Below are 25,508 nucleotides of genomic sequence, written 5' to 3' on the forward strand. Positions count from 1 at the left end.
GCCTGCGACAACGGGGCGCGGTCACCGTACGATCGGGACGTGACCGGGCGAAGGCGCGTGACAAGAGCGGTGCCGGCCCTGGTGTGCGCGCTCGTGGTGGGCTGCGGCGGGGACCCGGCGCCGTCCGACCCGGCCCGCACCGAGGTGCAGCGGGTGCTCGACCGGCGCTCCGAGGCGGTCCTGGAACGGGACGAGACGGCGTACCGCTCCACGGAGGCGCCGGCGGCCGACGCCGGCGCCGACCAACGCGCCACCGGAATGGCCGAGTTCGCACACCTGCGGCAACTGCCGCTCGCATCCTGGTCGTACCGGCTGACCGGGTTCCGGCGCTCGGGGGACCGCGCGACGGCCGAGGCGGAGCTGCGGTACCGGATCCGGGGCTACGACCGGGAGCCCGTCACCGCCGCCCGCGCCCTGACCCTGAGCCACGACGACGGCACCTGGTACGTCGCCTCCGACGAGCCCGCCCACGACGCCGCCGAGCAGCTGTGGGAGCAGGGCTCCGTGCGGGCCGTCGACGGGCGGTACAGCCTCGTGCTGGGGGTCGGCCACTCCGAGGCGGCGCTGCGCGCGTACGCCGACGCCGCGGACCGCGCCGTGCCCGCGGTGAGCGACGCCTGGGGCGACGACTGGACGGGCCGCGTCGTCGTCCTGGTGCCCGAGACGCTGGAGGAGATGGCGGGACTGCTCGGCGCGCCCGCCTCCTCGTACCGGGGCATCGCGGCGGTGACGACGGGGGAGACGGGCGGCCGCGCGAGGGCGCCCGCGGACCGGGTCATCGTCAACCCCGACGCGTACGACCTGCTCGGCGACTTCGGCGGGCAGGTGGTCCTCACCCACGAGACGACCCACGTCGCCACCCGCGCCCGCACGACCGCGGCCACCCCGCTGTGGCTCTCCGAGGGGTACGCCGACTGGGCCGCCTACCGGTCCACCGGACGCGGCGCGGACCGGATCGCGCCGGAACTGCGGCGGGAGGTGCGGGCGGGCCGGGTGCCGGCCGGGCTGCCGGACGACGCGGACTTCGCCTTCGGCGGGGACGCGGCCGGGCTCGCGGTGGCCTACGAGGGCAGCTGGCTGGCCTGCCGGATGATCGCCGAACGGTGGGGCGACGCCCGTCTGAACGAGTTCTACCGGGCCGTGGGCGGCCACGGGGAACGGGCGGGAGCCGTGGAGACCGCGCTGCGGGACGTGCTCGGCACGACGCGGGAACGGTTCACCGGGGAGTGGCGGGAGTACCTGCGGCGGCAGCTGGGCTGAGCCGGCGCTGCACAGCGGCGCCGGCCGGGGCGGTCAGGACGAGAGCGGTTCCCTCGCGCGCGTGGCCTGACCGGGGACGCGCGCCGGGGACGGGACGGCGACCGTGCCCCGCCACAGCTCCCGCGCGGCGAGCAGCGTGGCGGCGACGAGGAGGCCGTTGCGCAGGAAGAGCAGCGCGACGCCCCGCCAGTCGCTGGTGACCACCCACGTGAACCAGATGGGGAACTCCAGCACCGTCACCAGGCTCGCGGCCACCACGAGCCACGCGGGCCGCGTCATCCGGCTGTCCGAGAAGCACAGGCACACCGCGGCGAGCCCGACCAGCCACACCATGTACTGCGGGCTGATCACCCGGCTCGTGACCGTGAACACCAGGACCGCCACGAACGCCGCCTCCGCGACCGTGTGCGCCGTCAGGTGCCGCGCCCGCAGCCGCCACAGCAGCAGCCAGCCGAATCCGAGCGCGCTCAGCAGCAGGGCCGCCTGGCTCACGACGTCGACGTACGGGCCGAGGAACTCCATCGAGCCGTAGTTGTAGGCCACCCGGCCCTCCCAGCCGAAGAAGCGGGCCACGTGGAACACCAGCGCGCCGAGGGACTCCACCTCCGTCCCGCGGTCCTGCTGGAACGTCAGGAAGGCGAAGGCGCCGGGCATCGCCAGCGCGCACAGCGCCGCCAGCACCACGGCGGTCACCACGGCCGAGACCCACGCCCGCAGCCGGGCGGCGCCCAGCAGGAGCAGCGCGGGCCACACCTTGAGCAGCGCGCCGAACGCCACCAGCGCGCCCATCACACGCGGGCGGCGCACCCCGGCGACGAGCGCCGCGACCGCCACCGCCGTCACCATCACGTCGTACCGGGCGTACACGGTGGGCCCGATCAGGGGTACGCCCACCACCCACACCCAGGCGCCGCGCCAGGTCCGGCCCGGCCCCCGGCCCGCGTGCAGCAGCAGCGCGAGGACCGCCAGGTCGGCGAGGCAGGCCAGGACGAAGAAAGCCTCCGCGTAGTCCAGGAACGGCAGCAGTCCGGGGGAGAGGATCGGGAGCGCGGCGACGGGCGGGTACTGCCAGGTCACGTCGTCCAGCGGGTACGTGCCGGCGCTCAGGACCTCGTACCAGCCCTGGTAGATGGACCGCACGTCGGTGGTGACGTCCGGGCCGGGGAAGAGGAGCACCCTGAAGACGAAGAGCAGCAGGAGCAGTCTGGTCGCGCCCCACGTCACCAGCAGCAGGGCCGGTGAGCGCCGTATGCCCGCAGTGTCCACGTGTGCCCCTGTTCCTCGGTGTCGCGGGTGGAACGGCATTATCCCCCGCCCGGCTGTGCGCGGGCTGGCAGCGCGGCCGGACGTGGCCGGGAGCTGCGGGTCGGCTAAGGTCGGCGGCGATGCACAAGACCCTGATCGTGACCAACGACTTCCCGCCCCGGCCCGGTGGCATCCAGGCGTTCCTGCACAACATGGCGCTGCGCCTGGACCCCGAGCGGGTCGTCGTGTACGCCTCCACCTGGAAGCGGAGCCGGGAGGGCGTGGAGGCGACGGCCGCCTTCGACGCCGAGCAGCCCTTCACCGTCGTGCGCGACCGGACGACCATGCTGCTGCCGACCCCGGCGGCCACCCGGCGCGCGGTGTCGCTGCTGCGTGAACACGGCTGCACCTCGGTGTGGTTCGGGGCGGCGGCCCCGCTCGGCCTGATGGCACCGGCGCTGCGCCGGGCCGGGGCGGAGCGGCTGGTGGCCACGACCCACGGGCACGAGGCCGGCTGGGCGCAGCTGCCCGCCGCGCGGCAACTGCTGGGCCGGATCGGGGAGTCCACCGACACGATCACCTACCTGGGCGAGTACACGCGCTCCCGCATCGCCACGGCGCTCACCCCGGACGCGGCCGCGCGCATGGTCCAGCTCCCGCCCGGCGTCGACGAGAAGACCTTCCACCCCGGCTCGGGCGGCGACGAGGTCCGCGCCCGCCTCGGGCTCACCGACCGTCCGGTGGTCGTCTGCGTCTCCCGGCTGGTGCGGCGCAAGGGGCAGGACACGCTGATCCGGGCCATGCCGCGCATCCTCGCCCGGCAGCCGGAGACGGTGCTGCTCGTCGTGGGCGGCGGCCCGTACGAGGACGACCTGCGCAGGCTCGCGCGGGAGACCGGGGTCGCCGACTCGGTGCGGTTCACGGGCTCCGTGCCCTGGTCGGAGCTGCCCGCCCACTACGGCGCCGGTGACGTCTTCGCCATGCCCTGCCGGACCCGCCGGGGCGGCCTCGACGTCGAGGGCCTCGGCATCGTGTACCTGGAGGCGTCGGCGACGGGTCTGCCCGTGGTGGCGGGCGACTCGGGCGGCGCGCCGGACGCGGTGCTGGACGGCGAGACCGGCTGGGTGGTGCGCGGCGGCTCCGAGGAGGAGACCGCCGAGCGCGTGCTCGCCCTCCTCGACGACCCCGAGCTGCGCCGCCGCATGGGGGAGCGGGGGCGCGAGTGGGTCGAGGAGAAGTGGCGCTGGGACCTGCTCGCGGAGCGGCTGGAAGAGCTGCTCTGAGAGCCGCCCGCACCGCTCACTTGCGGTACAGGGCCTCCACCTCGTCCGCGAAGTCCCGCGCCACCACGTTCCGCTTGAGCTTCAGCGACGGCGTGAGGTGGCCCGAGTCCTCGGTGAACTGGGAGGTCAGGATGCGGAACTTGCGCACCGACTCGGCCTTGGACACCGCGGCGTTACCGTCGTCGACCGCCGACTGGATCGCGGCCAGCAGGTCCGGGTCCTCGCACAGCGTCGCCGCGGTGGAGCCGGCCGGCTTGCCCCGCTCGGCGCACCAGCGGGCCAGGAAGTCCTCGTCGATGGTGACCAGCGCGCCCACGAACGGCCGTCCGTCGCCCACCACCATGCACTCCGCGACCAGTGCGTGGGCGCGGATACGGTCCTCGATCACGGCGGGCGCGACGTTCTTGCCGCCCGCGGTGACGATGATCTCCTTCTTGCGGCCCGTGATGCTGAGGTAGCCGTCCTCGTCGAGGGTGCCGAGGTCACCGGTGTGGAACCAGCCGTCCTTCAGCGCCTCCTCGGTCGCGGCCGGGTTGTTCCAGTACTCCTTGAACAGGTGCTCGCCGTGCAGCAGCACCTCCCCGTCGTCCGCGATGCGGATCACCGAGCCGGGCAGCGGCTGGCCCACCGTGCCGATCTTCATCCGGTCCCAGGGGTTGAAGGCGGTGGCGGCGCACGACTCGGTCAGGCCGTAGCCCTCCAGGACCTTGAAGCCGATGCCCCGGAAGAAGTGGCCGAGGCGCTCGCCCAGCGGGGCGCCACCGGAGACGGCGTACTCGCCGCGGCCGCCGAGGACGGCCCGCAGCTTGCCGTAGACGAGCTTGTCGAAGACGAAGCGCCTGACCTTGAGGCCGAGGGACGGACCCGAGGGGGTGTCCAGCGCGCGGCTGTACGCGATCGCCGTGTCCGCCGCGAGATCGAAGATCTTCCCCTTGCCGTCCGCCTGCGCCTTCGCGCGCGCCCCGTTGTAGACCTTCTCGAAGACCCGCGGCACGCCGAGGATCAACGTGGGCCGGAACGCGGCCAGTTCGTCGGTGAGGTTCTTGATGTCCGGGAGGCAGCCCAGCTTGATCGGGGCCATCATCGGCGCGATCTGCACCAGCCGTCCGAAGACGTGTGCGAGCGGCAGGAAGAGCAGGACCGAGCACTCTCCCGTACGGAACAGCGGGCGCAGCCGTTCCACGATGTTGCCGCACTCGGCGAAGAAGCTGCGGTGGGTGAGCACACAGCCCTTGGGGCGGCCGGTCGTGCCGGAGGTGTAGACGATGGTCGCCGGGTCGTCGGCCTTCGCCAGCGAGCTGCGCTCGTCGACCGTGGCGTCGGTGACGTCCTGGCCGAGCCGGCCGAGCTCCTCCACCGCGCCGGCCTCGAACTGCCACACGTGCTTGAGGGCGGGCAGGCTCTCCCGCACCGACTCGACGGCCTCCGCGTGGGCCGGCAGCTCCACCACGCAGGCGGTGGCGCCGGAGTCGCCGAGGATCCACTCCACCTGCTCCGGCGAACTCGTCTCGTACACCGGCACCGTCACGCCGCCCGCGGTCCAGATCGCGAAGTCGAGCAGGGTCCACTCGTAGCGGGTGCGCGACATCAGGCCGACCCGGTCACCGGGCCCGACGCCCGCGGCGATCAGGCCCTTGGCGGCGGCCCGCACCTCGGCGAGGAACGCGGTGGCGCTGACGTCCTGCCAGCCGGCGTCCGTCCTGCGCGCGACGACGGCGACGTCCGGGTGCTGCGCGGCGTTTCTGCGGACGATGTCGGTGAGGTTGCCGTCCGTCGGGACCTCGTACAAAGCCGGAAGGCTGAACTCGCGCAAGACTGCTGCTCCTCTTCGGGCGCCGGCGCCACGACTCTGTGTTGCTGCGACGGTGCGGTCCAAGGCTCGGGCAGGTGCTCCGGGACCCTCTGTGGACATTCCGAGCACGGACCGGACTGCCCGGACGTTACCCGCCGGTATGACCCCGCGACAGGGGGTCTCGGCGAGATGTTCTCTCCATCACATGTGGGGAGTGCCCCGCCGCACAGTAGTCCACGGCCTTCACGACTGGCCAGTAATCGCAGGTCCGGCGCCTCTGTTCACATCCGCACCATGCGTCCTATCTTGATCGGCATGGCACCCACGAACGGCGGTCATCGCAGGACGCGCGTCCACGTGGTCAGCGACGTGCACGGCAACGCGGCGGACCTGGCCCGGGCGGGCGAGGGCGCCGACGCCCTGGTCTGCCTCGGTGACCTGATGCTCTTCCTCGACTACGCCGACCACTCGCGCGGCATCTTCCCCGATCTCTTCGGGGTCGAGAACGCCGACCGGATCGTGGAGCTGCGCACCGCCCGCCGCTTCGAGGAGGCCTGCGACTTCGGGGCCCGGCTGTGGGCGGGCATCGAGGACGACCGGGCCGAGGTCGTCGAGAAGGCGGTCCGCAGACAGTACGCGGAACTGTTCGCGGCCTTCCCGACCCCGACGTACGCCACCTACGGCAACGTCGACATGCCGGCCCTGTGGCCCGAGTACGCCGGTCCCGGCACCACCGTCCTGGACGGGCAGCGCGTCGAGATCGGCGGCCGGACCTTCGGCTTCGTCGGCGGCGGCCTGCGCACCCCGATGCGGACCCCGTTCGAGATCAGCGACGAGGAGTACGCGGCGAAGATAGAGGCGGTCGGCGAGGTCGACGTGCTCTGCACGCACATCCCTCCCGAGGTGCCGGAACTTGTGTACGACACGGTCGCCCGGCGCTTCGAGCGCGGCAGCCGCGCCCTGCTGGAGGCCATCCGCCGCACCCGGCCCCGCTACTCCCTCTTCGGTCACGTCCACCAGCCGCTGGCACGGCGGATGCGGATCGGGGCGACCGAGTGCGTCAACGTCGGGCACTTCGCGGCGAGCGGGAAGCCGTACGCGCTGGAGTGGTGAGAGGGGCGGGCGGGGCGGCAGCGGGAGGAGGGTGTCTGGCGACCCCCGTGAACCGGACGAACCCCAGGTCGGGTGCCGACGCTCCGGCGGGCGCGCGGTAGCCTTCACGCTGCACACACGTGCGTACGATCCCCCTCCCCGGGCCAGGCCCCGCCGGCCGGGGGCGACCTTCGATCCGGACCGCATCTGGAGGAGCCACGGCGATGGCGGAACACACCAGTTCGAGCATCACGATCGAGGCGGCACCGGCCGACGTCATGGGCGTGATCGCCGACTTCGCCCGCTACCCGGACTGGACCGGCGAGGTGAAGGACGCCGAGGTCCTCGCGACCGACGACCAGGGCCGCGCCGAGCAGGTCCGCCTCGTCATGGACGCGGGCGCGATCAAGGACGACCAGGTCCTCGCCTACACCTGGACCGGCGCCCACGAGGTCTCCTGGACCCTGGTGAAGTCCCAGATGCTGCGCCAGCTCGACGGCTCGTACCTCCTCCGGCCGGCCGGTCCCGACGCCACCGAGGTCACCTACCGGCTCACGGTCGACGTCAAGATGCCCATGATCGGCCTGATCAAGCGCAAGGCGGAGAAGGTCATCATCGACCGCGCGCTGGCCGGCCTGAAGAAGAGGGTCGAGGCGGCGGCCGGAGCCGGGGCGCAGTAACGGGCCGACGGACCGGGGCGGGCCCCGTGGCGACCGGCGCGCCGTCCGCGGGGCGCCGCGGCGGATCCTGTCGTACGGGTGCCGGCCGCGCCCGAGCGGCGGGAGCCGCACCCGCACGGGTGCCGGCCGCGCCCGAGCGGCCGGAGCCGCACGTCGGCACGGTCCCGCGCACCGGTCCGTGATCCCCCCGCACCGGACGGTGATCTCCCCGCCCGCGGTGCGCGGGTAGCGTTCACCCCCATGCGCTCCATCCTGATCACCGGTCCCGGCGGCAGCGGCCGTACGACCGTCGCGGCGGCCACCGCGCTGGACGCCGCCCGCGACGGCACCCGCACCCTCGTGCTCAGCGCCGACCGCGCCGACAGCCTCGGCGCCGCGCTCGGCGTCCCCACCGGGGACCGGCCCGTCGAGGCGGCGCCCGGGCTCACCGCGTGGCGCCCCGACGCGGCGCACGGCTTCCGGGAGGACCTGGTCGCCCTCCAGGAACGGGCGGCCACCGTCCTCGACCTGCTCGGCGCCTCCCGGCTCGACGCCGAGGAGGTCACGCCCCTGCCCGGCGCCGGGGAGCTCGCCCTGCTGCGCGCCCTGCGCGACACCGTCCTCGCCGGGCGCCACGACCTGCTCGTCGTCGACCTGCCCCCGGCCCCGCACGCCCTCGACCTGCTCGCCCTCCCCGAGGAGCTGCGCCGCTACCTGCGCCGGCTGCTGCCCCCGGAACGGCAGGCCGCCCGCGCCCTGCGCCCCGTGCTCGGCCGCCTCGCGGGCGTCCCCATGCCCGCCGAGTGGCTGTACGAGACGGCCGCCCGCTGGGACGCCGAACTGGCCGCCGTACAGGCCGTCCTGGAGGAACCCGCCACGACCGTACGGCTGGTCGCCGAGCCCGGCCCGGGCGGTGCCGACCAGGTGCGTGCCGCCCGGACCGGCCTCGCCCTGCGCGGACTGCGTCCGGACGCGCTGGTCGCCAACCGTGTGCTGCCGCCCGCCACGCCCGACACCTGGCTCGCCGGGCCCGTCGCCCAGCAGCGCAAGGTCCTGGAGGAGTGGCGGGACACGTACGGAAGCGGGCGGGCGGCGCCGCCGCCGGTGCACGAGGTCGCCCACCTCGGTCGCGACCCCCGTGGCGGCGACGACCTCACGGCGCTCGGGGTGCCCGGCGCCGTCCCCGCGCCCGCCCCGGTCGCGTGGCCCGTCACCGACGCCCTCGCCGACGAGGGCGTCCTGGTCTGGCACATCCCGCTGCCCGGCGCGGTACGCGAGGAACTCGACCTGATCCGGCGCGGCGACGAGATCGTCGTCACCGCCGGGGGGACCCGCCGCATCGTCCCGCTGCCCTCGGCCCTGCGCCGGTGCACGGTGCGGGGCGCGGCCCTGCGCGAGGGGGAGCTGCGCATCCGGTTCGCACCCGACCCCGAGCTGTGGCCGAAGGGCCGCTGAACCGCCGCCCGCCCCGGGGAGGGACGGGTCCGGAAGACGCCGGGCGACCGCGCGCCACGGGCGCGCGGGGTGAACCGGGCGCTGCCGTTCGGGTACCGTCGAAAGCACGCATCCCAGTCACAGGAGTCCGCCATGAGCGAAGAGCGCCCCCCGTCCGACGCCGCTCACGAGAAGGCGGCCGACGAGGTGCGAGCCGCCCGCACGGCCGATCCGGACGCCTGGGCGACGGCCTGCGAGGAGGACCTCGCGGCGGAGAAGGCCCGGCGCCGCGAGCGGTACGGGCCGCCCCCGGGATCGGCCGCCGAGGAACTGCGCAAACTGGTCGACGCCGTCGCCGACAAGCTGTCCGGGCTGCAGTCGCCGCTGCTCGGCGCCGCCGCCTCGGGCACGGCGCAGCAGATGGTGAACCAGGTGGTGCGCCAGGCGAAGGCCGCGGTGGAACCCGTGATCGAGCGCAACCCCCAGGTCTTCGACCACCTGGCCGCGGCCGGCTCCGAACTGCTCGCCGCCTACCGTTCGGCGGTCCAGGCCCAGGAGCGGCGCTGGACCGGCCGGGGCACCGGCCGCCGGGACGAGGGTGAGGGTCCCGGCCACGGTGAGCGCATCGACGTGGACTGACGGTTCCCTCGGGTACGGTTGGCCGTAGCGGGGCTCGACCGAAACTGAGGGATTCATGGGACTCACCATCGGCGTCGACATCGGCGGCACGAAGATCGCGGCCGGCGTGGTCGACGAGGAAGGCAACATCCTCTCGACCCACAAGGTGCCGACCCCGGGCACCCCCGAGGGCATCGTGGACGCCATCGCCTCCGCCGTCGACGGCGCGCGGGCCGGCCACGAGATCGTCGGTGTCGGCATCGGCGCCGCCGGCTACGTGAACCGGCAGCGCTCGACGGTCTACTTCGCGCCCAACATCGACTGGCGGCAGGAGCCGCTCAAGGAGAAGGTCGAGGCGCGCGTCGGCCTGCCGGTCGTGGTGGAGAACGACGCGAACGCGGCCGCGTGGGGCGAGTACAAGTTCGGCGCGGGCAAGGGCCACCGCAACGTCATCTGCATCACGCTCGGCACCGGCCTCGGCGGCGGCATCATCATCGGCAACAAGCTGCGCCGCGGCCACTTCGGCGTGGCCGCCGAGTTCGGCCACATCCGGATGGTGCCCGACGGTCTGCTGTGCGGCTGCGGCTCGCAGGGCTGCTGGGAGCAGTACGCCTCCGGCCGCGCCCTCGTGCGGTACGCCAAGCAGCGCGCGAACGCCACGCCGGAGCGCGCCGAGGTACTGCTCTCGCTGGGCGACGGCTCCCCCGAGGGCATCGAGGGCAAGCACATCTCCATGGCCGCGCGCCAGGGCGACCCGGTGGCCGTCGACTCCTACCGCGAGCTGGCCCGCTGGGCCGGTGCGGGCCTCGCCGACCTGGCGTCGCTGTTCGACCCGTCCGCGTTCATCGTCGGCGGCGGCCTGTCGGACGAGGGCGAGCTGGTCCTCGACCCGATCCGCAAGTCGTACAAGCGCTGGCTGGTGGGCAGCCACCTCCGCCCGGTGGCCGACGTGATCGCCGCCCAGCTCGGCAACGAGGCGGGACTGGTGGGCGCGGCGGACCTGGCCAGGGAACCCGACCCGATCATGTGAGAGCGACGGCTCCTCGTACGCGCCCGCCGCCCCCGTCCCGGGGACGGCGGGCGCGGGCGTATCTTGATCGTCATGGCGACCACCACGGTGCTTCCCGGCTCCCGGACCGAGGCGGACGGCTCCGCCGTCGTACGGGTGCTGAGCTACAACATCCGCTCGATGCAGGACGACACCGCCGCGCTGGCCCGGGTGATCACGGCCTGCGCCCCCGACCTGGTGCTGATCGCGGAGGCCCCCCGGTTCTTCCGCTGGCGCAAGAAACTGGCGCGGCTCGCGGCGGCCTCCGGACTGGTCGTCCTCTCGGGCGGCGCCACCGCCGCGGGACCGGCCCTCCTGTGCTCGCTGCGGGCGACGGTCGAACGCACGGAGGACGTGCTGCTGCCCCTCACCCCCGGCCTGCACCGGCGCGGCTTCGCCACGGCGGTCGTACGGTTCGGCCGGGCCCGGCTCGGCGTGCTCGGCACGCATCTGAGCCTGCAGAAGGACGAGCGGTACGAGCAGGCCGGTCTGCTCCTCGACCGGCTCGCCGGCATGGGCGTGGAGCACGCGGTCGCGGGCGGCGACATCAACGACACCCCGGACGGCCGGAGCTTCGGACGCCTCGCCGCCGGGCTCCAGGACTGCCGGGCGGCCGCTCCGTGGGGCGGGGAGCACACCTCGACGGCGACGGACCCCGTGAAGCGGATCGACGCGATCTTCGCCACCCGGGGCATCGAGGTCCTGGGCTGCGGGGTGCCCGTGGGCCACCCCGGGGTGACGGAGGCGGACCTGAGGGCGGCCACCGACCATCTGCCGGTGCTGGCCGCGCTCAGGGTGCCCGCCTCCTGAGTCAGACGACCGCGCCGCGCCCCGGGTCGTCGTTCTCCTCGTCGTCGTCCTTCATACGCACCACCAGCGTGGCGAAGCCGCCGAGGAAGCCGCCGATGCCGAGCGTGGCCAGCCACCAGGTCATGTGCCAGCCCAGGAGCACGGCGAGCAGCAGCAGGAGGGGTCCGCCCATCACTCCGAGCCAGGCGAACCTGGCCGTCGTGTCGGCGGCGGGCAGCGGCGGCGGCTCGGGCGGCACGAAGTGGCCCTCGTCGTCCTCGGCGTCCCCGCCCTTCCCGCTCTTCGTGCCCTGACCGTCCCCGTCGGGCTCGGCCAGCCGGTAGTCGCGCGGCCCGACGCCGGGGGCGAAGGCGACGGAGCTGCCCAGGGGGCGTGTCGTGGCCGGCCCGCCCTGCTCGTCGTCGGAGGTGGCGCCGGTGTCGGTGGCGTCGGCGTTGCCGGAGGGGGCGGCGTCGTCGGGGGACCCCGCCTCGAGCAGGGCCAGGTCCTCCACGGACTTGAACGGCTTCGTCCCGGGCGGGTCCGGCGGCTCCTCCCCGTACCCGGCGACGATGGCCCGCCACGCGGCGTCCTCGTCGAACGGCACGTTCTGCCCGTCGCCGCCCCTGTCCCTGTCCCTGTCCCTGTTCCTGTTCCTGTTCCTGTTCCTGTCGTCGTTCCCGTCGTTCCCGTCGTTCCCGTCTCTGTCCCCGTCCCCGGACGGCGGTCTGCCGGCGGGCGTACCGGCGGGCGGAGTACCAGCGGAGTCACCGGGAGAGGAGGCGGGCGCCGCCTTCTCCTCAGGCTCGCGCTCGGAGTCGTGCTCAGCCACCAGTGGCCGTCCCTTCCTGCTGTTTCGCCGGCGCCGCGGTCGCCTCCTCGCCGGCGCCGCCGGGGGAGGCACTGAGCCGGCCGATGAACGCGTGGCTCTCCTCGAAGATCAGGTCCGCGTCGTTGTCCAACGTCGCCACGTGGTAGCTCTGTTCCAGCAGCACCTCCCGGACGTCCCTGGACGACACCCGGCCCAGGACGCGCGCCGAGTCGACGGGCGGCACCACGTGGTCCCGCGTGCTGTGCAGCAGCAGCAACGGCTGGGTGACCTGCGGGAGCTCCTTGTCGACCAGCCGGAGGAAGGCGCGCAGCGAGTGCGCCGCGTGCGACGGCACCCGGTCGTAACCGACCTCGACGCCGCCCTCCTTCCTGATGTCGCTCGTGATCCCCTTCGTCGTGGGGACGAGGTGACGGAGCACGGGAAGGGCGTGCGCGGCCAGGCCGTGCACCTTGTTCGCGGGATTGACGACGACGACCCCGCTGACGCCGTCCCCGTGCTTCGCGGCCAGCCGCAGGGCCAGGGCGCCGCCCATGGACAGCCCGCAGACGAACACGCGCGCGCAGCGCTCGCGCAGGGAGCGCAGCTCGCGGTCCACCTCCGCGTACCAGTCCTGCCAGCCCGTGAGCTGCATGTCCTCCCAGCGCGTGCCGTGCCCGGGCAGCAGCGGCAGCGAGACGGTCAGACCGCGCTCGGCGTGGTGTTCGGCCCAGGGGCGCAGCGGCTGGGGGGAACCGGTGAAGCCGTGACAGAGCAGGACGCCGGTCTCCCCGCCCTCGTGGCGGTACGGCTCGGCTCCAGGAAGGACCGGCACGTTCGGTCTCCTGTTCGGTGAGGTGGGGCTTTCGAGGCGTACTTCACCGTACGCGACCGCACTGACACCGACCAGGGGTTTCGCCCACTCGGGACGGCCTTCGGCGACCGCGCCGCACCCGTACCACGCGGTCCGCGCATCGGCCCGTGGAGCCCCGTGTCGGCGCTCCGGGTTAAGGTCTGATCGACAGACACAGGAGGCACTCGGTTGTTGTACGGCGCGATGAAGGTGGGCATCGGGGGGCCGTTGAGGCTCGCCTTCAGGCCCTGGGTGGAAGGCCTGGAGAACATCCCCGCCGAGGGCCCCGCGATCCTCGCGAGCAATCACCTGTCGTTCTCCGACTCGTTCTTCCTGCCCGCGGTCCTCGACCGCAAGGTGACGTTCATCGCGAAGGCCGAGTACTTCACGACGCCGGGCATCAAGGGCCGGATGACCGCCGCCTTCTTCAAGGGGGTCGGCCAGCTCCCGGTGGACCGCTCCGGTACGCGGGGCGCGGGCGAGGCGGCGATCAAGAGCGGCATCGAGGTCCTGGAGCGCGGTGAGCTGTTCGGCATCTACCCGGAGGGCACGCGCTCGCCCGACGGCCGGCTGTACCGGGGCAAGCCCGGCGGCCTCGCGCGCGTGACGCTCGCCACCGGCGCCCCCGTGATCCCGGTCGCCATGATCGACACCGAGAAGATCCAGCCGCCCGGGAAGGTCGTCCCGAAGCTGATGCGCCCGGGCATCCGGATCGGCAAGCCCCTCGACTTCCGCCGCTACCAGGGCATGGAACAGGACCGCTTCATCCTGCGCGCGGTGACCGACGAGGTCATGTACGAGATCATGAAGCTCTCCGGCCAGGAGTACGTCGACATGTACGCGACGGCCGCCAAGCGGCAGATCGCGGAGGCGGCGAAGGCGGAGAAGCAGGCCCAGAAGGAAGCACAGAAGGAAGCAGGCAAGGCGGACAGGGAAGACAAGGCGCACGAGAAGCGGGAGACGGAGCCGGAGAAGGAACGCTCCGGTCCGTAGACGCGTCCGTGAGGGGTGGGGGTGAGCCTTGTGCCCAAGCGCGAGACAGTCATGAGGATGTCGGTCGAGCAGCCGCTGTGGCGTGCGCTGACCGGCTATCGCATCCTCACCCTGGTGTACGCGACGGGCCTGTTCGTCAGCGCGTACGACAGGTTCGTGCGCCCCTGGGTGGCCATCGCCTACTTCGCCGTCCTGTGCGTGTGGACGCTGGCGACCCTGCCCAAGGTGGCGAACGCCGCCAACTGCACCAGACGGTTCCTCGCCGCCGACCTCACCGTCGCGCTCACCGGCATCCTGCTCACCCGTGTCGCCGACGACGTGTCCCGGATAGAGGCCGGCGGCCCCACGCTGCCGTCGATCTGGACCGCGGGCGCCGTGCTGGCGTACGCGATCAAGGGCGGCTGGCGCTGGGCCGCCTTCGCCTCCACGCTGGTCGCCGTCGCCAACCTGGCCGAGCGCGGCGACGTGACCCGCGACACCGTGCACAACGTGCTGCTGGTCTGCATCGCCTCCATCGGCATCGGCTACGTCGTCGAGGTCGCCCGCGCCTCCGAGCGCACCCTCGCCCGCGCCCTGGAGATCGAGGCCGCGACGAGGGAACGGGAGCGGTTGGCCCGCGACATCCACGACAGCGTGCTCCAGGTACTCGCCATGGTGCAGCGCCGCGGGACCGCGCTCGGCGGTGAGGCGGCGGAGCTGGGCCGGCTGGCGGGCGAGCAGGAGGTGGCGCTGCGCAGCCTGGTCATGGGCGGGCTCGTCCCCGTGTCCCGTACGTCGGAGGACGCGGCCGAGGGCGCGGTGGTCCGGCTGGTCGACGCGCCGGACGAGGACGGCGCGCGGGCCGGGGACCCGGTGGACCTGCGGACGCTGCTCACCCGGTACGCCGGTGCCACGGTCACCCTCTCCGAGCCGGGTGCCCCGGTGCCGCTCGCCCCGCACGCCGCGCGTGAGCTGGCCGCCGCGGTCGGGGCCGCCCTGGACAACGTCGGCCGGCACGCGGGTGCGGACGCGCGCGCGTGGATCCTGGTCGAGGACGAGCCGGACGAGGTGATCGTGACCGTGCGCGACGACGGCCCCGGCATCCCGGAGGGGCGGCTCGCGCAGGCCGAGGGCGAGGGGCGGCTCGGTGTCGCCCTCTCCATCCGGGGGCGGCTGCGGGACGTCGGCGGCACGGCCGAGGTGATCTCGATCCCGGGACAGGGCACGGAAGTCGAACTGAAGGTACCGAAGGCCCGCGAGGGCACCGACGGCACACGGGGGAAGGCGGAACGGACGTGACGGAAAGGACGGGCGTGGCACGGTCCGGGGCGAAGGCGGTACGGCGATGACGGGCGGCGCCGAGGAGGCGTACGAGGGGCAGGGCGACGGGCGGGACGCCGGGCAGGGCGGCGGCCGCCCGGGCCACATCCGGGTCATGGTGGTCGACGACCACCCGATGTGGCGCGACGCCGTCGCCCGCGACCTGGCCGAGTCGGGCTTCGAGGTGGTCGCCACCGCCGGCGACGGCGAGCAGGCGGTGCGCCGCGCCCGGGCCGCCGCGCCGGACGTCCTCGTCCTGGACCTGAACCTGCCCGTGAAGCCCGGTGTGCAGGTCTGCAAGGAACTGGTGGGCGCGGACCCGGGCCCGCGCGTCCTCGTCCTGTCGGCCAGCGGTGAGCACGCGGACGTGCTGGAGGCGGTGAAGTCCGGGGCCACCGGTTACCTGCTGAAGTCGGCCTCGACGGAGGAGCTGATCGACGCGGTGCGCCGGACGGCCGCCGGTGACCCCGTCTTCACGCCGGGCCTCGCGGGCCTGGTCCTCGGCGAGTACCGGCGCCTGGCCTCCGAACCGGCCCCGGCCCCGGGGGGCGGTGGGCCCGACGCGCCCCGGCTCACCGACCGCGAGACCGAGGTGCTCCGCCTGGTCGCCAAGGGTCTGAGCTACAAGCAGATCGCGGAGCGGCTGGTGATCTCCCACCGCACGGTGCAGAACCACGTGCAGAACACCTTGGGCAAGCTCCAGCTGCACAACCGCGTCGAGCTGGTGCGCTACGCCATAGAGAGAGGGCTCGACGAGGCGTAAACCGGGGCGTTTCACCCCATAGGGTGGTGTCCATTTGATCAACTCGCCCGTATTGCCTCCGGTTTGACCTTCCGCGCCATGCCCGGGTGACCTGGATCACTATTAGCGTGACGGGTGTCAGGTGCCGTGCGTCCGCGACGCGCGTCAGGCACGCGTATGGCGAAGGGACAAACCATGCGGGTCGGAGTACTGACCGGAGGCGGCGACTGCCCCGGGCTCAACGCCGTCATCCGGGGCATCGTCCGCAAGGGCGTGCAGAGTTACGGCTACGACTTCGTCGGCTTCCGGGACGGCTGGCGCGGTCCTCTCGAGAACGACAGCGTGCGGCTCGACATCCCCGCCGTGCGCGGGATCCTGCCGCGCGGCGGCACCATCCTCGGCTCCTCGCGCACCAACCCCCTCAAGCGGGACGACGGCATCCGCCGCATCAAGGAGAACCTCGCCAAACAGGAGGTCGAGGCGCTCATCGCGATCGGCGGCGAGGACACGCTCGGTGTGGCCGCCGAGCTGACCGACGAGTACGGCGTGCCCGTCGTCGGCGTCCCCAAGACCATCGACAACGACCTCTCGGCCACGGACTACACGTTCGGCTTCGACACGGCGGTCGGCATCGCGACGGAGGCGATCGACCGGCTGCACACCACGGCCGAGTCCCACATGCGTGTCCTCGTCGTCGAGGTGATGGGCCGCCACGCCGGCTGGATCGCCCTCCACTCGGGCCTCGCCGGCGGCGCCAACGTCATCCTCATTCCCGAGCAGCGCTTCGACGTCGACCAGGTGTGCGCCTGGGTGACCTCGCGCTTCCGGGCCTCCTACGCGCCGATCGTCGTCGTGGCCGAGGGGGCCGTGCCCAGGGACGGCGACATGGTGCTGAAGGACGAGTCCCTCGACTCCTTCGGGCACGTCCGGCTGTCCGGCGTCGGCGAGTGGCTGGCCAAGCAGATCGAGAAGCGCACGGGCAAGGAGGCGCGGACGACCGTCCTCGGCCACGTCCAGCGCGGCGGCACCCCGAGCGCCTTCGACCGCTGGCTCGCCACGCGCTTCGGGCTGCACGCGATCGACGCCGTCCACGACGGCGACTTCGGCAAGATGGTCGCCCTGCGCGGCACGGACATCGTCCGCGTCCCCATCCGGGAGGCCACGGCGAAGCTGAAGACGGTCGACCCGAAGCTGTACGAGGAGGTCGGGGTCTTCTTCGGCTGAGGCCGGCCGTCTCGCGCGCGCGTTCCCGCCTACCGGGGGAACGCGCGCGTGCCGATCAGCTCCCCGGTCAGCTCCCGTACGACGGCCGCGCCGCGCAGGGACAGCACCGACTCCGGGTGGAACTGCACGCCCGCGAAGCCCGGGCCGCGCAGCGCGTGCACCTCGCCCGTCGCGCTCCGGCTGACCTCGACCCCGTGCGCCGCCAGCTCCTCCGCCGTCGCGTCGTCGCAGACGGCCACGTAGCTGTTGTAGAAGCCGACGGTCTCCGTGCGCCCGAACAGGTCGATCTCCGTCTGCGCCCCCTGGTACGGGACCTCCTTGCGCACGATGTCGAGACCCAGCTCCGCGGCGATCAGCTCATGGCCCAGGCAGACGCCGAGGACCCCGTGCCCGTGGTCCGCGCGTTCCCTTATGACGTCGGCGGCCAGCCCGCGCAGGAACCGCATCTTGGGGTCGCTCATGTCGGAGGGGTCGCCCGGCCCCGGCCCCAGCACCACCGGCCCCTCGTGGCCGAGCACCGCCGCGCGCAGCCCCGGCGCGTCGTACCGCCGCACGGTGACGTCCAGGCCGCTCGACCGCAGCACGTGCGCGAGCATCGCGGTGAAGGTGTCCTCGCCGTCCACGACGAACGCGTGCCCGGTGAGCGCCGCGGTCGGGTCGGGCTGCCGCTGCATCCGCAGCCAGAACGGCGCCAGCGAGGACCGCCGCCCGTCGAGCGCGGCCCGCACCCGGGGGTCGTCCGCCAGCCGCGGCCGCGCCCCCTCCGCACGCGGCCGCCCCGGCCGTACGCCCAGCGCGGCCAGTACGCCCGCCGCCTTGGCGTGCGTCTCGGCGACCTCGCCCGCGGGGTCCGAACCGCGCACCAGCGTGGCACCCACCCCCACCGTCAGCCGCCCGTCCGCGGCGATGTCGGCGGTACGGATCAGGATGGGGGAGTCGAGGGTCTGGGCGCCGCCCTCGTCCCGCCCGAGCAGTGCCAGCGCGCCCGCGTAGTACCCGCGCCCGGCACCGTCCCGGCCGACGGGCTCGTACCGTTCGATCACCCGGCAGGCGTTCTGCACGGGCGAGCCGGTGACGGTCGCCGCGAACATGGTCTCCCGCAGCACGTCCCGCGCGTCCAGTGACGACCGCCCGCGCAGCTCGTACTCGGTGTGCGCGAGGTGGGCCATCTCCTTGAGCCGCGGGCCGACCACGACCCCGCCCATGTCGCCGACCGTGCACATCATCTTGAGCTCCTCGTCGACGACCATCGAGAGCTCCTCGATCTCCTTGCGGTCGGCGAGGAAGTCCAGCAGGTGCCCGGGCGTCGGCCCGCCGTCCGGGTAGCGGTAGGTCCCGCTGACCGGGTTCATCACGACCGTCCCGCCGGACATCCGCACATGGACCTCCGGGCTGGCCCCGACCAGCGTCCGGTCCCCGGTGTGCACCACGAACGTCCAGTACGCGCCCCGCTCGCCCGCCAGCAGCCGCCGGAACAGCGCCAGCGCGTCGGCCCGGCCGAACTGGGGGATTCGCGCCCCGTACGTCCGCCGGATCACGAAGTTCGCGCCCTCGCCCCGTCCGATCTCCTCGCGCAGCACCCGGCCGACGATCTCCGCGTACTCCTCGTCGCTGACGTCGAAACCGCCGTCCTCGACGCGGACCTCGTGACCGGGCAGCTCGGCGAGCGCCCGCTCCAGCGGGATGCGGTGGGTCTCCTCGGGAACGAGCGCGGCCAGCGGTGTGCCGTCGTCGCGGACGTCGAAGCCGCGCTCGCGGATCTGGCGGAACGGCACGAGGGCGAGTCCCTCGTCCGGGAGGTCGGCGAGCCGCTCGTACGCGGTGACGGGGCCCACCAGGAGCTCCACGCCGTCCTGGTCGTGGCCGGGGGTGCGGCGGTGCAGCAGGGCGAAGGGACGGGGATCGTCCAGCAGGTCGGACAGGTGCACGGCGGTTCCTCTCGGTGGGGAGGAAGCGGCCGGGTCCGGCGGGGGAAACACCGAAGGCCGCCCCTCGGGCGGCCTTCGCGAAGTCGTGTGGGTACGCGCAGTCAGCGGGCCGCCGGGTGAGCGGTCCACCACCAGTTCTGGTGCGGGGTCGAGTGCGCGGACATGACCGGAACCCTACCGGATACGGCCGTCGCCATCGAGCCGCCCGGCCGGACCGCCGGCCGGGCGGGCCGCGTCTCACGTGATGAGCAGGGAAAGGGGGACCCGTCATGACCCCGTAATGTGTACTGGGTGACCGTGAACGCTGATTCCCGAGCCGTCGCCGCCCAGGCGACCTGGCGAGACCTGCCCGCGGCGCAGCAGCCGGAATACCCCGACCCCGAGGCTCTGCGTCATGTGATCGCCGAGCTGGAGTCGTATCCCCCGCTGGTGTTCGCCGGCGAGTGCGATCAGCTGCGTGCCCGGATGGCGGCCGTCGCCAGAGGTGAGGCGTTCCTCCTTCAGGGCGGCGACTGCGCGGAGGCCTTCGACGCCGTCGGCGCCGAGGACATCCGGGCCAAGCTCAAGACGCTGCTCCAGATGGGCGCCGTCCTCACCTACGCGGCGTCCGTGCCGGTCGTGAAGGTGGGCCGGATCGCCGGGCAGTACTCCAAGCCGCGTTCCAAGCCGACCGAGACCCGCGACGGGGTGACCCTGCCGACCTACCGCGGCGACTCCGTCAACGGCTTCGAGTTCACCGAGGAGGCCCGGGTCCCGGACCCGGAGCGCCTGAAGCGGATGTACCACGCGTCCGCCTCGACGCTGAACCTGGTGCGCGCCTTCACCACCGGCGGCTACGCCGACCTGCGGCAGGTGCACGCCTGGAACCAGGACTTCGTGAAGTCGTCCCCCTCGGGTCAGCGCTACGAGCAGCTCGCGCGCGAGATCGACAACGCGCTGAACTTCATGCGGGCCTGCGGCACCGACCCGGCCGAGTTCCAGACGGTCGAGTTCTATGCCTCCCACGAGGCGCTGCTGCTCGACTACGAGTCGGCGCTGACCCGCGTGGACTCGCGCACCGGGCAGCTGTACGACGTCTCCGGCCACATGGTGTGGATCGGTGAGCGCACCCGGCAGCTGGACCACGCGCACGTCGAGTTCGCCTCGAAGATCCGCAACCCGATCGGCATCAAGCTCGGCCCGACCACGACGGCCGAGGAGGCGCTGCAGTACATCGAGCGCCTGGACCCCGAGCGCGAGCCCGGCCGGCTGACCTTCATCGTCCGGATGGGCGCCGACAAGGTCCGCGACAAGCTGCCGGAGCTGGTGGAGAAGGTCACCGCGTCGGGCGCGACCGTGGCCTGGGTGACCGACCCGATGCACGGCAACACCTTCGAGGCGGCCTCGGGGCACAAGACCCGCCGCTTCGACGACGTGCTCGACGAGGTCAAGGGCTTCTTCGAGGTCCACAAGGCGCTGGGCACCCACCCGGGCGGCATCCACGTGGAGCTGACCGGTGACGACGTGACCGAGTGCGTGGGCGGCGGCGACGAGATCTTCGTCGACGATCTCCACCAGCGGTACGAGACGGCCTGCGACCCGCGGCTCAACCGCAGCCAGTCGCTGGACCTGGCGTTCCTGGTCGCCGAGATGTACCGGGATCAGTAGGGACGTCATCTGTTACCGGAGTGTCCACTGGGGCGCGGATCACATACGGTCCGCGCCCCTTCCGGCTTTTGCGGCACTTGTGTGGCGGGTAAGGTTAGGTTTGCCTCACCGATCAGTTCGGGCCTTCGGTCGTACGCCGCCGGTCAATCGGTACGGCACGACGACGGAACCCTTGAGTCGGGAGGTGGAGAGCGTGTTCGTGTGCAGCTGTTTCGGCGTGACCGAGGAGCAGGTGAAGAAGCACGCGGAAGCCGGCGCCTGCACCCCCCGGCAGATCGCCTCCGCGTGCAAGGCCGGCACCGACTGCGGTGGCTGCGTCAGGCGCATCCAGGCGCTGCTGGGCCGTGGCGCGTGCCCCCGCCGGGAGATGGTCGACCGGGGCGGGTCCGCCCTCGCCGAGCTGCCCGACGCGGCCTGAACGCTCCGCCGGGCGGGCGGCGGCCGTCCACGGGGCGGGTACGGCCTGTGCGGGCCTCAGGGGGCCGAGAAGCCGTGGGTCCCGGGGCCCGACCTGTCCGGCTGCGACTGCTCGATGACCGTCGAGATGTACAGCGGCTCCCCGAGCTTCTCGATCAGCTCCAGCTGGGTGTCGAGGTAGTCGATGTGGTGCTCCTCGTCGCCGAGGATCGCCTCGAAGATGTTCGCGGACGTGATGTCGCCCTTGTGCCGCATCACGTCGACACCGCGCCGCAGCCGGTCGATGGCCTCGGCCTCGACCTGCCGGTCCGCCTCGAACATCTCCGTCACCGTCTGCCCGACGCGGACGTGGAAGAGCCGCTGGTAGTTGGGCAGGCCGTCCAGGAGCAGGATGCGGTCGGTGAGCAGCTCGGCGTGCCGCATCTCCTCGAAGGACTCGTCACGCGTGTACTTGGCGAGTTTCGTCCAGCCCTTGTGGTCCTGCAGCTTCGAATGCAGGAAGTATTGGTTGATCGCGGTCAGCTCGGCGGTCAGCTGTTCGTTGAGGAACTCGAGGACCTCGGGGTCGCCCTGCATCGCAGAGGCTCCTTCCGGACGTGGGAAGAGTGGCCGGTTGCGCCGCATGATTGCACCGCCGTACGGGGGCGTCCAGTAAGTGCATACTTAGTAAGTAAGTGCATGCTTAGTCCGCTTCGTACCAATTGTCCTGAAATAACAGCTACCTGGGTCATCTCCACCGTTCCGTGTCTGTCAGGATGGAGTCATGGGTCAGCCGGTGGAACGCGAATCTGGTGCTGGTACCTCCACAGATCGCGCCCCGGACGGCGCGGCGGGTCCGCAGCTCCCCCCGGGACAACGCCTCCAGCGTGGCTGGCCGGTCACCCACTACGGGCCCGTTCCCAGGTTCCGCCCCGAGCGCTGGGACTTCCAGGTCTTCGGCGCCACCGCGGACGGCGGGAAACACCGCTGGACCCATGAGGAGTTCACGGCGCTGCCGTACTCCACGGTGTCGGCGGACCTGCACTGCGTGACGAAGTTCAGCATGGTGGGCGCCGAGTGGGGCGGCATCCCGGCCCGTACGATCCTGGACATCGCGCCGCCCGCGCCGGACGTCACCCATGTGATGGTCTGGGCCGAGTACGGGTTCAGCTCCAACCTCCGCCTCGCGGACTTCGCGTCCGAGCGCACGATCTTCGCCACCCACAAGGACGGCGAGCTGCTCACCGCGGAGCACGGCTTCCCGCTCCGGCTGATCGTGCCCCATCTGTACGCCTGGAAGGGACCCAAGTGGGTGCGCGGCGTGGAGTACATGACCGCCGACCGCCGCGGCTTCTGGGAGGAACGCGGCTACCACAACGTCGGCGACCCCTGGAAGGAGCAGCGGTACTCGTACCAGGAGGAGGCCGGGGACGGGCCCGGGCTGTGAGTCAGCCGTCCCTGAGCTTCTTCAGCCGCTCCACGTCCGCTGCGTGTCCCGCCTGGCCGCCGGGCGTCTCGATGACCAGGGGCACGCCCGCGGTGGCGGGATGGGTCATCAGCGCGCGGAAGGGGTCCTCGCCGATGTGACCGGCGCCGATGTTCTCGTGCCGGTCCTTGTGGGCGCCCGCCACGTCCTTGGAGTCGTTGGCGTGGATCAGCTTCAGCCGGCCCTCGCCGACGGTCCCCACCAGCAGGTCGAGCGTCTGGTGCATGCCGCTCGGCCCGGTCAGGTCGTGGCCCGCGGCGAAGATGTGGCAGGTGTCCAGGCAGACACCCAGCTTCGGGTGGGCGTCGAGCGCCTCGAAGTACGGGCCGAAGTCCCAGGTCCGCGAGCACAGGGAGGCGCCCTGGCCCGCGGTCGACTCCAGCAGCAGGTACGGGTCGTCGTCGTGCGTCAGCTCGTCGAGCAGCGGCAGCATGTGCTCACGCACCTGCGCGAGCGCCACGGAACGCTCCCGTCCGCCGGTGGCGCTGCCGGTGTGCACGACCACGCCCAGGGCGCCGATCTCCCGGGCCCGGCGCAGCGAGTGCCTGAGCGACGTGACGGACCTCTCCACCGTCGCCTCGGTGTGCGAGCCGAAGTTGATCAGGTACGGGGCGTGCACGTACGCGGGGACGGACTGCTCCGCGCAGGCCGCGCGGAACGCCTCGTCCTGCTTCGGGTTGCCCGCGGGCGTGGCCCAGCCGCGCGGGTTGGCGACGAAGACCTGGACGGCCTCGGCCCTCAGCTCGCGGGCGTAGGCGAGGCCGACGGAGTGCAGGCCGCCGGCCACGGGGACATGGCCGCCGACGGGGTTGCGAAGGTGCGTGCTGCTCACCCTTCCAGGGTGACACGCGCCGTGCGGTGCTCCGCCGGCGGTGCGCCCGTCAGCCGATTCTGATGGTGACGGTCGAGCCCTTGGGTGCCGTGTCGCCGCCGTCGACCGACTGGTCCTTGACCTCGTCGTCGAAGAACCCGAGCAGTCCCCGGTCCTCCTTCACCTCGAAACCCGCGTCTTTCAGCTTCTGCTTCGCCTCGTCCGCGCTGTCGCCCACGACGTCCGGGACCTCGATCATCTCGGGGCCCTTGGAGAGCGTCAGGGTGACCGTGTCGCCCTCGGCGAGCTCCTTGCCCTCGCCCGGCGACTGCCCGGCGACCCGGCCCTCGTCGACCTCGGAGTGGACGCGCTTCCCGGAGATCCTCACCTTCAGGCCGGCGTCCTCCAGCTGCCGGGTGGCGTCCTCCACCGAGGAGTCCGTCAGGTCCGGCACCTCCACCGGGGCGCCCTTGCTGACGGTCAGCGCGATCGCCGAGCCCGAGCGGCGCTCCGTACCCGCCTCCGGCTTCGTGGAGATCACGGAGCCCTTCGGGATGTCCTCGCTGAACGCGCGGGACACGAGGCCGGGCTCCAGGCCCGCCTCCTTCAGCTCGGCCCTGGCCTCGTCGAGCCCGACGCCCTCCAGGTCGGGCACCTTCGCGGTCTCCGGGCCCCTGGAGATGGTCAGCGTCACCGTGCCGTTGTCCCGTATCCGGGCGCTCGGCTCCGGGTCGGTGCGGACGACCTTGCCGCGGTCGACGGTGTCGCTGTACGCGCGCTCGATCTCGACGGCCAGTCCGGCGTCCTCCACCCGCTTCCGCGCGTCGGCCTGGGTCTGGTCGAGCACCGCCGGGACCTTGGTGAACTGGCCGGAGTTGATGTACCAGACGCCCGCGCCCACGCCGAGCACCAGCAGGACCCCGGTGACGACCGCGACCAGCCCGCGCCGCGGGGCCGCCGAGGGCCGCCGGGGCGCGGCGGGCGGTGCCTGGAGCCGGCTCGTACGGTTCAGCCCGTCGCCCCCGCTGCCGTCGTCCGCCGGTGCGGTCTGCGGCAGGGTCAGCGCGCGCGGGATGACGCTGGTGCGGTCGTCGGAATTGTCGTGGTGCCCGTGGTGCCCGTGGCTGTCGGTCCCCCCGGATATCGCCTGTGGGGGCACCGCGTCCAGCTGCCCGTCGCTCAGGCCCGCCCGCGCCTCGCGGGTCCGGGCGAGCAGCTCCACCGCGTCGTACGGGCGCGAGCCGGGGTCGTGGGCGGTCGCCGCCGCCACCAGCTCGTCCAGCTCCCGCGCCAGCCCCGGCACCGCGGCCGACGGCGCGGGCACGGCCGTGTGCAGGGCCTGGTAGAGCACCTGGGCGGGGGAGTTCCCGGAGTGCGGCTTGGCGCCGGTGAGCATCTCGTACAGGACGACCCCGCACGCGTAGACGTCGACCCGGGTGTCCGCCGTGCCGTGCTCCAGCTGCTCCGGGGCGAGGTAGGAGACGGTGCCGAGGACGGCGCCCGTCGAGCTGGTGACCGTGTCCACCGCCCGGACGAGACCGAAGTCGGCCACCTTCACCCGGCCGTCGTCCCCTATCAGGACGTTCTCCGGCTTCATGTCCCGGTGGACGAACCCGGCGCGGTGCGCGGCACCGAGGGCGGCGAGCACCGGTTCCAGGATGTCCAGCGCGGCCCTGGGCTGGAGGGCGCCGCGCTCGCGCAGCACGTCACGCAGGGTGCATCCGGCGACGTACTCCATCGCGAGGTAGACGTACCGGCCGTCCGTGCCCTGGTCGAAGACCCCCACCACGTTCGGGTGGTCCAGCCGCGCCACCGACTTGGCCTCGCGGATGAACCGCTCGACGAACGTGCCGTCGGCGGCCAGGGCCGGGTGCATCACCTTGACCGCGAGGACGCGGTCGAGGCGGGTGTCCACGGCCCGGTAGACCGTGGCCATCCCGCCGACCGCGATCCGCGCGTCGATGCGGTAGCGGCCGTCGAGCACCTGCCCGATCAGCGGATCTCCAAGGGTCGTGTCCACGCAGGTGAGTGTACGAGCCGCCACTGTCAGGCCGGCCGGCCCCGGGACGGGACGGACGGAATGCAGCGAAGTCGTGACTGT

Annotated in this window: 24 protein-coding genes; 15 read left to right on the forward strand and 9 right to left on the reverse strand. The window is 72.9% G+C overall.

What is annotated here, in order from left to right; genetic code table 11:
* Positions 1-39: 39 nt before the first annotated feature.
* Positions 40-1,260, forward strand: coding sequence for a hypothetical protein (locus IEZ04_RS20020; RefSeq protein ID WP_189218288.1), 1,221 nt, complete (start codon positions 40-42; stop codon positions 1,258-1,260).
* A 33-nt stretch (positions 1,261-1,293) separates the two neighbouring features.
* On the opposite strand, the gene IEZ04_RS20025 is transcribed toward IEZ04_RS20020, so the two are convergent.
* A complete protein-coding gene (locus IEZ04_RS20025; protein WP_229821138.1) occupies positions 1,294-2,526 on the reverse strand; it encodes a glycosyltransferase 87 family protein in 1,233 nt (410 codons plus the stop codon).
* Positions 2,527-2,645: 119 nt separating this feature from the next.
* Between IEZ04_RS20025 and IEZ04_RS20030 the strand changes: the two genes are divergently transcribed.
* Positions 2,646-3,788 (forward strand): glycosyltransferase family 4 protein, encoded by a 1,143-nt coding sequence (locus tag IEZ04_RS20030; RefSeq protein ID WP_189218290.1) that lies wholly within the window; start codon positions 2,646-2,648, stop codon positions 3,786-3,788.
* Between the two features lie 16 nt (positions 3,789-3,804).
* Here the strand turns inward: IEZ04_RS20030 and IEZ04_RS20035 are convergent, their stop codons facing one another.
* Positions 3,805-5,601: an AMP-dependent synthetase/ligase gene (locus tag IEZ04_RS20035; protein WP_189218291.1), complete on the reverse strand. Its 1,797-nt coding sequence runs from the start codon at positions 5,599-5,601 to the stop codon at positions 3,805-3,807.
* A gap of 294 nt (positions 5,602-5,895) precedes the next feature.
* Between IEZ04_RS20035 and IEZ04_RS20040 the strand changes: the two genes are divergently transcribed.
* The 6 genes from IEZ04_RS20040 to IEZ04_RS20065 all read left to right on the forward strand — a co-directional run bounded on the left by IEZ04_RS20040 (position 5,896) and on the right by IEZ04_RS20065 (position 11,241).
* Positions 5,896-6,693, forward strand: coding sequence for a metallophosphoesterase family protein (locus IEZ04_RS20040; RefSeq protein ID WP_189218292.1), 798 nt, complete (start codon positions 5,896-5,898; stop codon positions 6,691-6,693).
* Between the two features lie 203 nt (positions 6,694-6,896).
* On the forward strand, positions 6,897-7,352 hold the full coding sequence (locus tag IEZ04_RS20045; RefSeq protein ID WP_189218293.1) for an SRPBCC family protein: 456 nt from the start codon (positions 6,897-6,899) through the stop codon (positions 7,350-7,352).
* A gap of 240 nt (positions 7,353-7,592) precedes the next feature.
* Positions 7,593-8,786 carry an ArsA family ATPase gene (locus tag IEZ04_RS20050; protein WP_189218294.1) on the forward strand — a complete coding sequence of 398 codons (1,194 nt, stop codon included), beginning with the start codon at positions 7,593-7,595 and terminating at the stop codon, positions 8,784-8,786.
* 132 nt (positions 8,787-8,918) lie between these two features.
* Complete coding sequence (locus IEZ04_RS20055; protein WP_189218295.1) at positions 8,919-9,404, forward strand: DUF5304 domain-containing protein; 486 nt, start codon at positions 8,919-8,921, stop codon at positions 9,402-9,404.
* Positions 9,405-9,459: 55 nt separating this feature from the next.
* The gene (locus tag IEZ04_RS20060; protein ID WP_189218296.1) at positions 9,460-10,413 is read left to right on the forward strand and encodes an ROK family glucokinase; all 954 of its coding nucleotides are present in this window, start codon (positions 9,460-9,462) and stop codon (positions 10,411-10,413) included.
* A gap of 72 nt (positions 10,414-10,485) precedes the next feature.
* Entirely contained in the window at positions 10,486-11,241 is a 756-nt protein-coding gene (locus IEZ04_RS20065) for an endonuclease/exonuclease/phosphatase family protein (RefSeq protein ID WP_189218297.1), read from the forward strand.
* A gap of 1 nt (position 11,242) precedes the next feature.
* Here the strand turns inward: IEZ04_RS20065 and IEZ04_RS20070 are convergent, their stop codons facing one another.
* Positions 11,243-12,052 carry a hypothetical protein gene (locus tag IEZ04_RS20070; RefSeq protein WP_189218298.1) on the reverse strand — a complete coding sequence of 270 codons (810 nt, stop codon included), beginning with the start codon at positions 12,050-12,052 and terminating at the stop codon, positions 11,243-11,245.
* The gene (locus IEZ04_RS20075) at positions 12,045-12,863 is read right to left on the reverse strand and encodes an alpha/beta hydrolase (protein ID WP_189218299.1); all 819 of its coding nucleotides are present in this window, start codon (positions 12,861-12,863) and stop codon (positions 12,045-12,047) included. Before IEZ04_RS20075 ends, IEZ04_RS20070 begins: the two co-directional genes overlap by 8 nt.
* A gap of 222 nt (positions 12,864-13,085) precedes the next feature.
* Here IEZ04_RS20075 and IEZ04_RS20080 point away from each other — a divergent pair, with 222 nt between their 5' ends.
* The 4 genes from IEZ04_RS20080 to IEZ04_RS20095 all read left to right on the forward strand — a co-directional run bounded on the left by IEZ04_RS20080 (position 13,086) and on the right by IEZ04_RS20095 (position 17,139).
* Positions 13,086-13,874: a lysophospholipid acyltransferase family protein gene (locus tag IEZ04_RS20080; RefSeq protein WP_189218469.1), complete on the forward strand. Its 789-nt coding sequence runs from the start codon at positions 13,086-13,088 to the stop codon at positions 13,872-13,874.
* Between the two features lie 30 nt (positions 13,875-13,904).
* The gene (macS, locus tag IEZ04_RS20085) at positions 13,905-15,152 is read left to right on the forward strand and encodes a MacS family sensor histidine kinase (RefSeq protein WP_373296339.1); all 1,248 of its coding nucleotides are present in this window, start codon (positions 13,905-13,907) and stop codon (positions 15,150-15,152) included.
* A 136-nt stretch (positions 15,153-15,288) separates the two neighbouring features.
* The gene (locus IEZ04_RS20090; RefSeq protein WP_189218470.1) at positions 15,289-15,936 is read left to right on the forward strand and encodes a response regulator; all 648 of its coding nucleotides are present in this window, start codon (positions 15,289-15,291) and stop codon (positions 15,934-15,936) included.
* A gap of 174 nt (positions 15,937-16,110) precedes the next feature.
* Entirely contained in the window at positions 16,111-17,139 is a 1,029-nt protein-coding gene (locus IEZ04_RS20095) for a 6-phosphofructokinase (RefSeq protein ID WP_189218301.1), read from the forward strand.
* Between the two features lie 29 nt (positions 17,140-17,168).
* Here IEZ04_RS20095 and IEZ04_RS20100 read toward each other — a convergent pair whose 3' ends face one another.
* Together IEZ04_RS20100 and IEZ04_RS35980 are read right to left on the reverse strand one after the other, a co-directional pair.
* Positions 17,169-19,067 carry an anthranilate synthase family protein gene (locus IEZ04_RS20100; protein ID WP_189218302.1) on the reverse strand — a complete coding sequence of 633 codons (1,899 nt, stop codon included), beginning with the start codon at positions 19,065-19,067 and terminating at the stop codon, positions 17,169-17,171.
* A 101-nt stretch (positions 19,068-19,168) separates the two neighbouring features.
* Positions 19,169-19,264 carry a trp operon leader peptide gene (locus IEZ04_RS35980; RefSeq protein WP_189218303.1) on the reverse strand — a complete coding sequence of 32 codons (96 nt, stop codon included), beginning with the start codon at positions 19,262-19,264 and terminating at the stop codon, positions 19,169-19,171.
* A gap of 94 nt (positions 19,265-19,358) precedes the next feature.
* On the opposite strand from IEZ04_RS35980, the gene IEZ04_RS20110 reads away from it, so the two are divergent.
* The gene (locus IEZ04_RS20110) at positions 19,359-20,714 is read left to right on the forward strand and encodes a class II 3-deoxy-7-phosphoheptulonate synthase (RefSeq protein ID WP_189218304.1); all 1,356 of its coding nucleotides are present in this window, start codon (positions 19,359-19,361) and stop codon (positions 20,712-20,714) included.
* A 193-nt stretch (positions 20,715-20,907) separates the two neighbouring features.
* Complete coding sequence (locus IEZ04_RS20115) at positions 20,908-21,132, forward strand: (2Fe-2S)-binding protein (protein WP_189218305.1); 225 nt, start codon at positions 20,908-20,910, stop codon at positions 21,130-21,132.
* A gap of 56 nt (positions 21,133-21,188) precedes the next feature.
* Here IEZ04_RS20115 and bfr read toward each other — a convergent pair whose 3' ends face one another.
* Positions 21,189-21,707, reverse strand: a complete 519-nt coding sequence (gene bfr, locus IEZ04_RS20120; RefSeq protein ID WP_189218306.1) for a bacterioferritin — start codon at positions 21,705-21,707, stop codon at positions 21,189-21,191.
* Between the two features lie 187 nt (positions 21,708-21,894).
* Here bfr and IEZ04_RS20125 point away from each other — a divergent pair, with 187 nt between their 5' ends.
* Positions 21,895-22,557, forward strand: coding sequence for a sulfite oxidase-like oxidoreductase (locus IEZ04_RS20125; protein ID WP_189218307.1), 663 nt, complete (start codon positions 21,895-21,897; stop codon positions 22,555-22,557).
* A gap of 1 nt (position 22,558) precedes the next feature.
* Here IEZ04_RS20125 and IEZ04_RS20130 read toward each other — a convergent pair whose 3' ends face one another.
* A complete protein-coding gene (locus IEZ04_RS20130; protein WP_189218308.1) occupies positions 22,559-23,428 on the reverse strand; it encodes a deoxyribonuclease IV in 870 nt (289 codons plus the stop codon).
* 49 nt (positions 23,429-23,477) lie between these two features.
* Positions 23,478-25,427, reverse strand: a complete 1,950-nt coding sequence (gene pknB, locus IEZ04_RS20135) for a Stk1 family PASTA domain-containing Ser/Thr kinase (protein ID WP_189218309.1) — start codon at positions 25,425-25,427, stop codon at positions 23,478-23,480.
* Between the last annotated feature and the right edge of the window lie 81 nt (positions 25,428-25,508).

The organism is Streptomyces ruber (assembly GCF_014648075.1).
GTDB lineage: Bacteria > Actinomycetota > Actinomycetes > Streptomycetales > Streptomycetaceae > Streptomyces > Streptomyces ruber.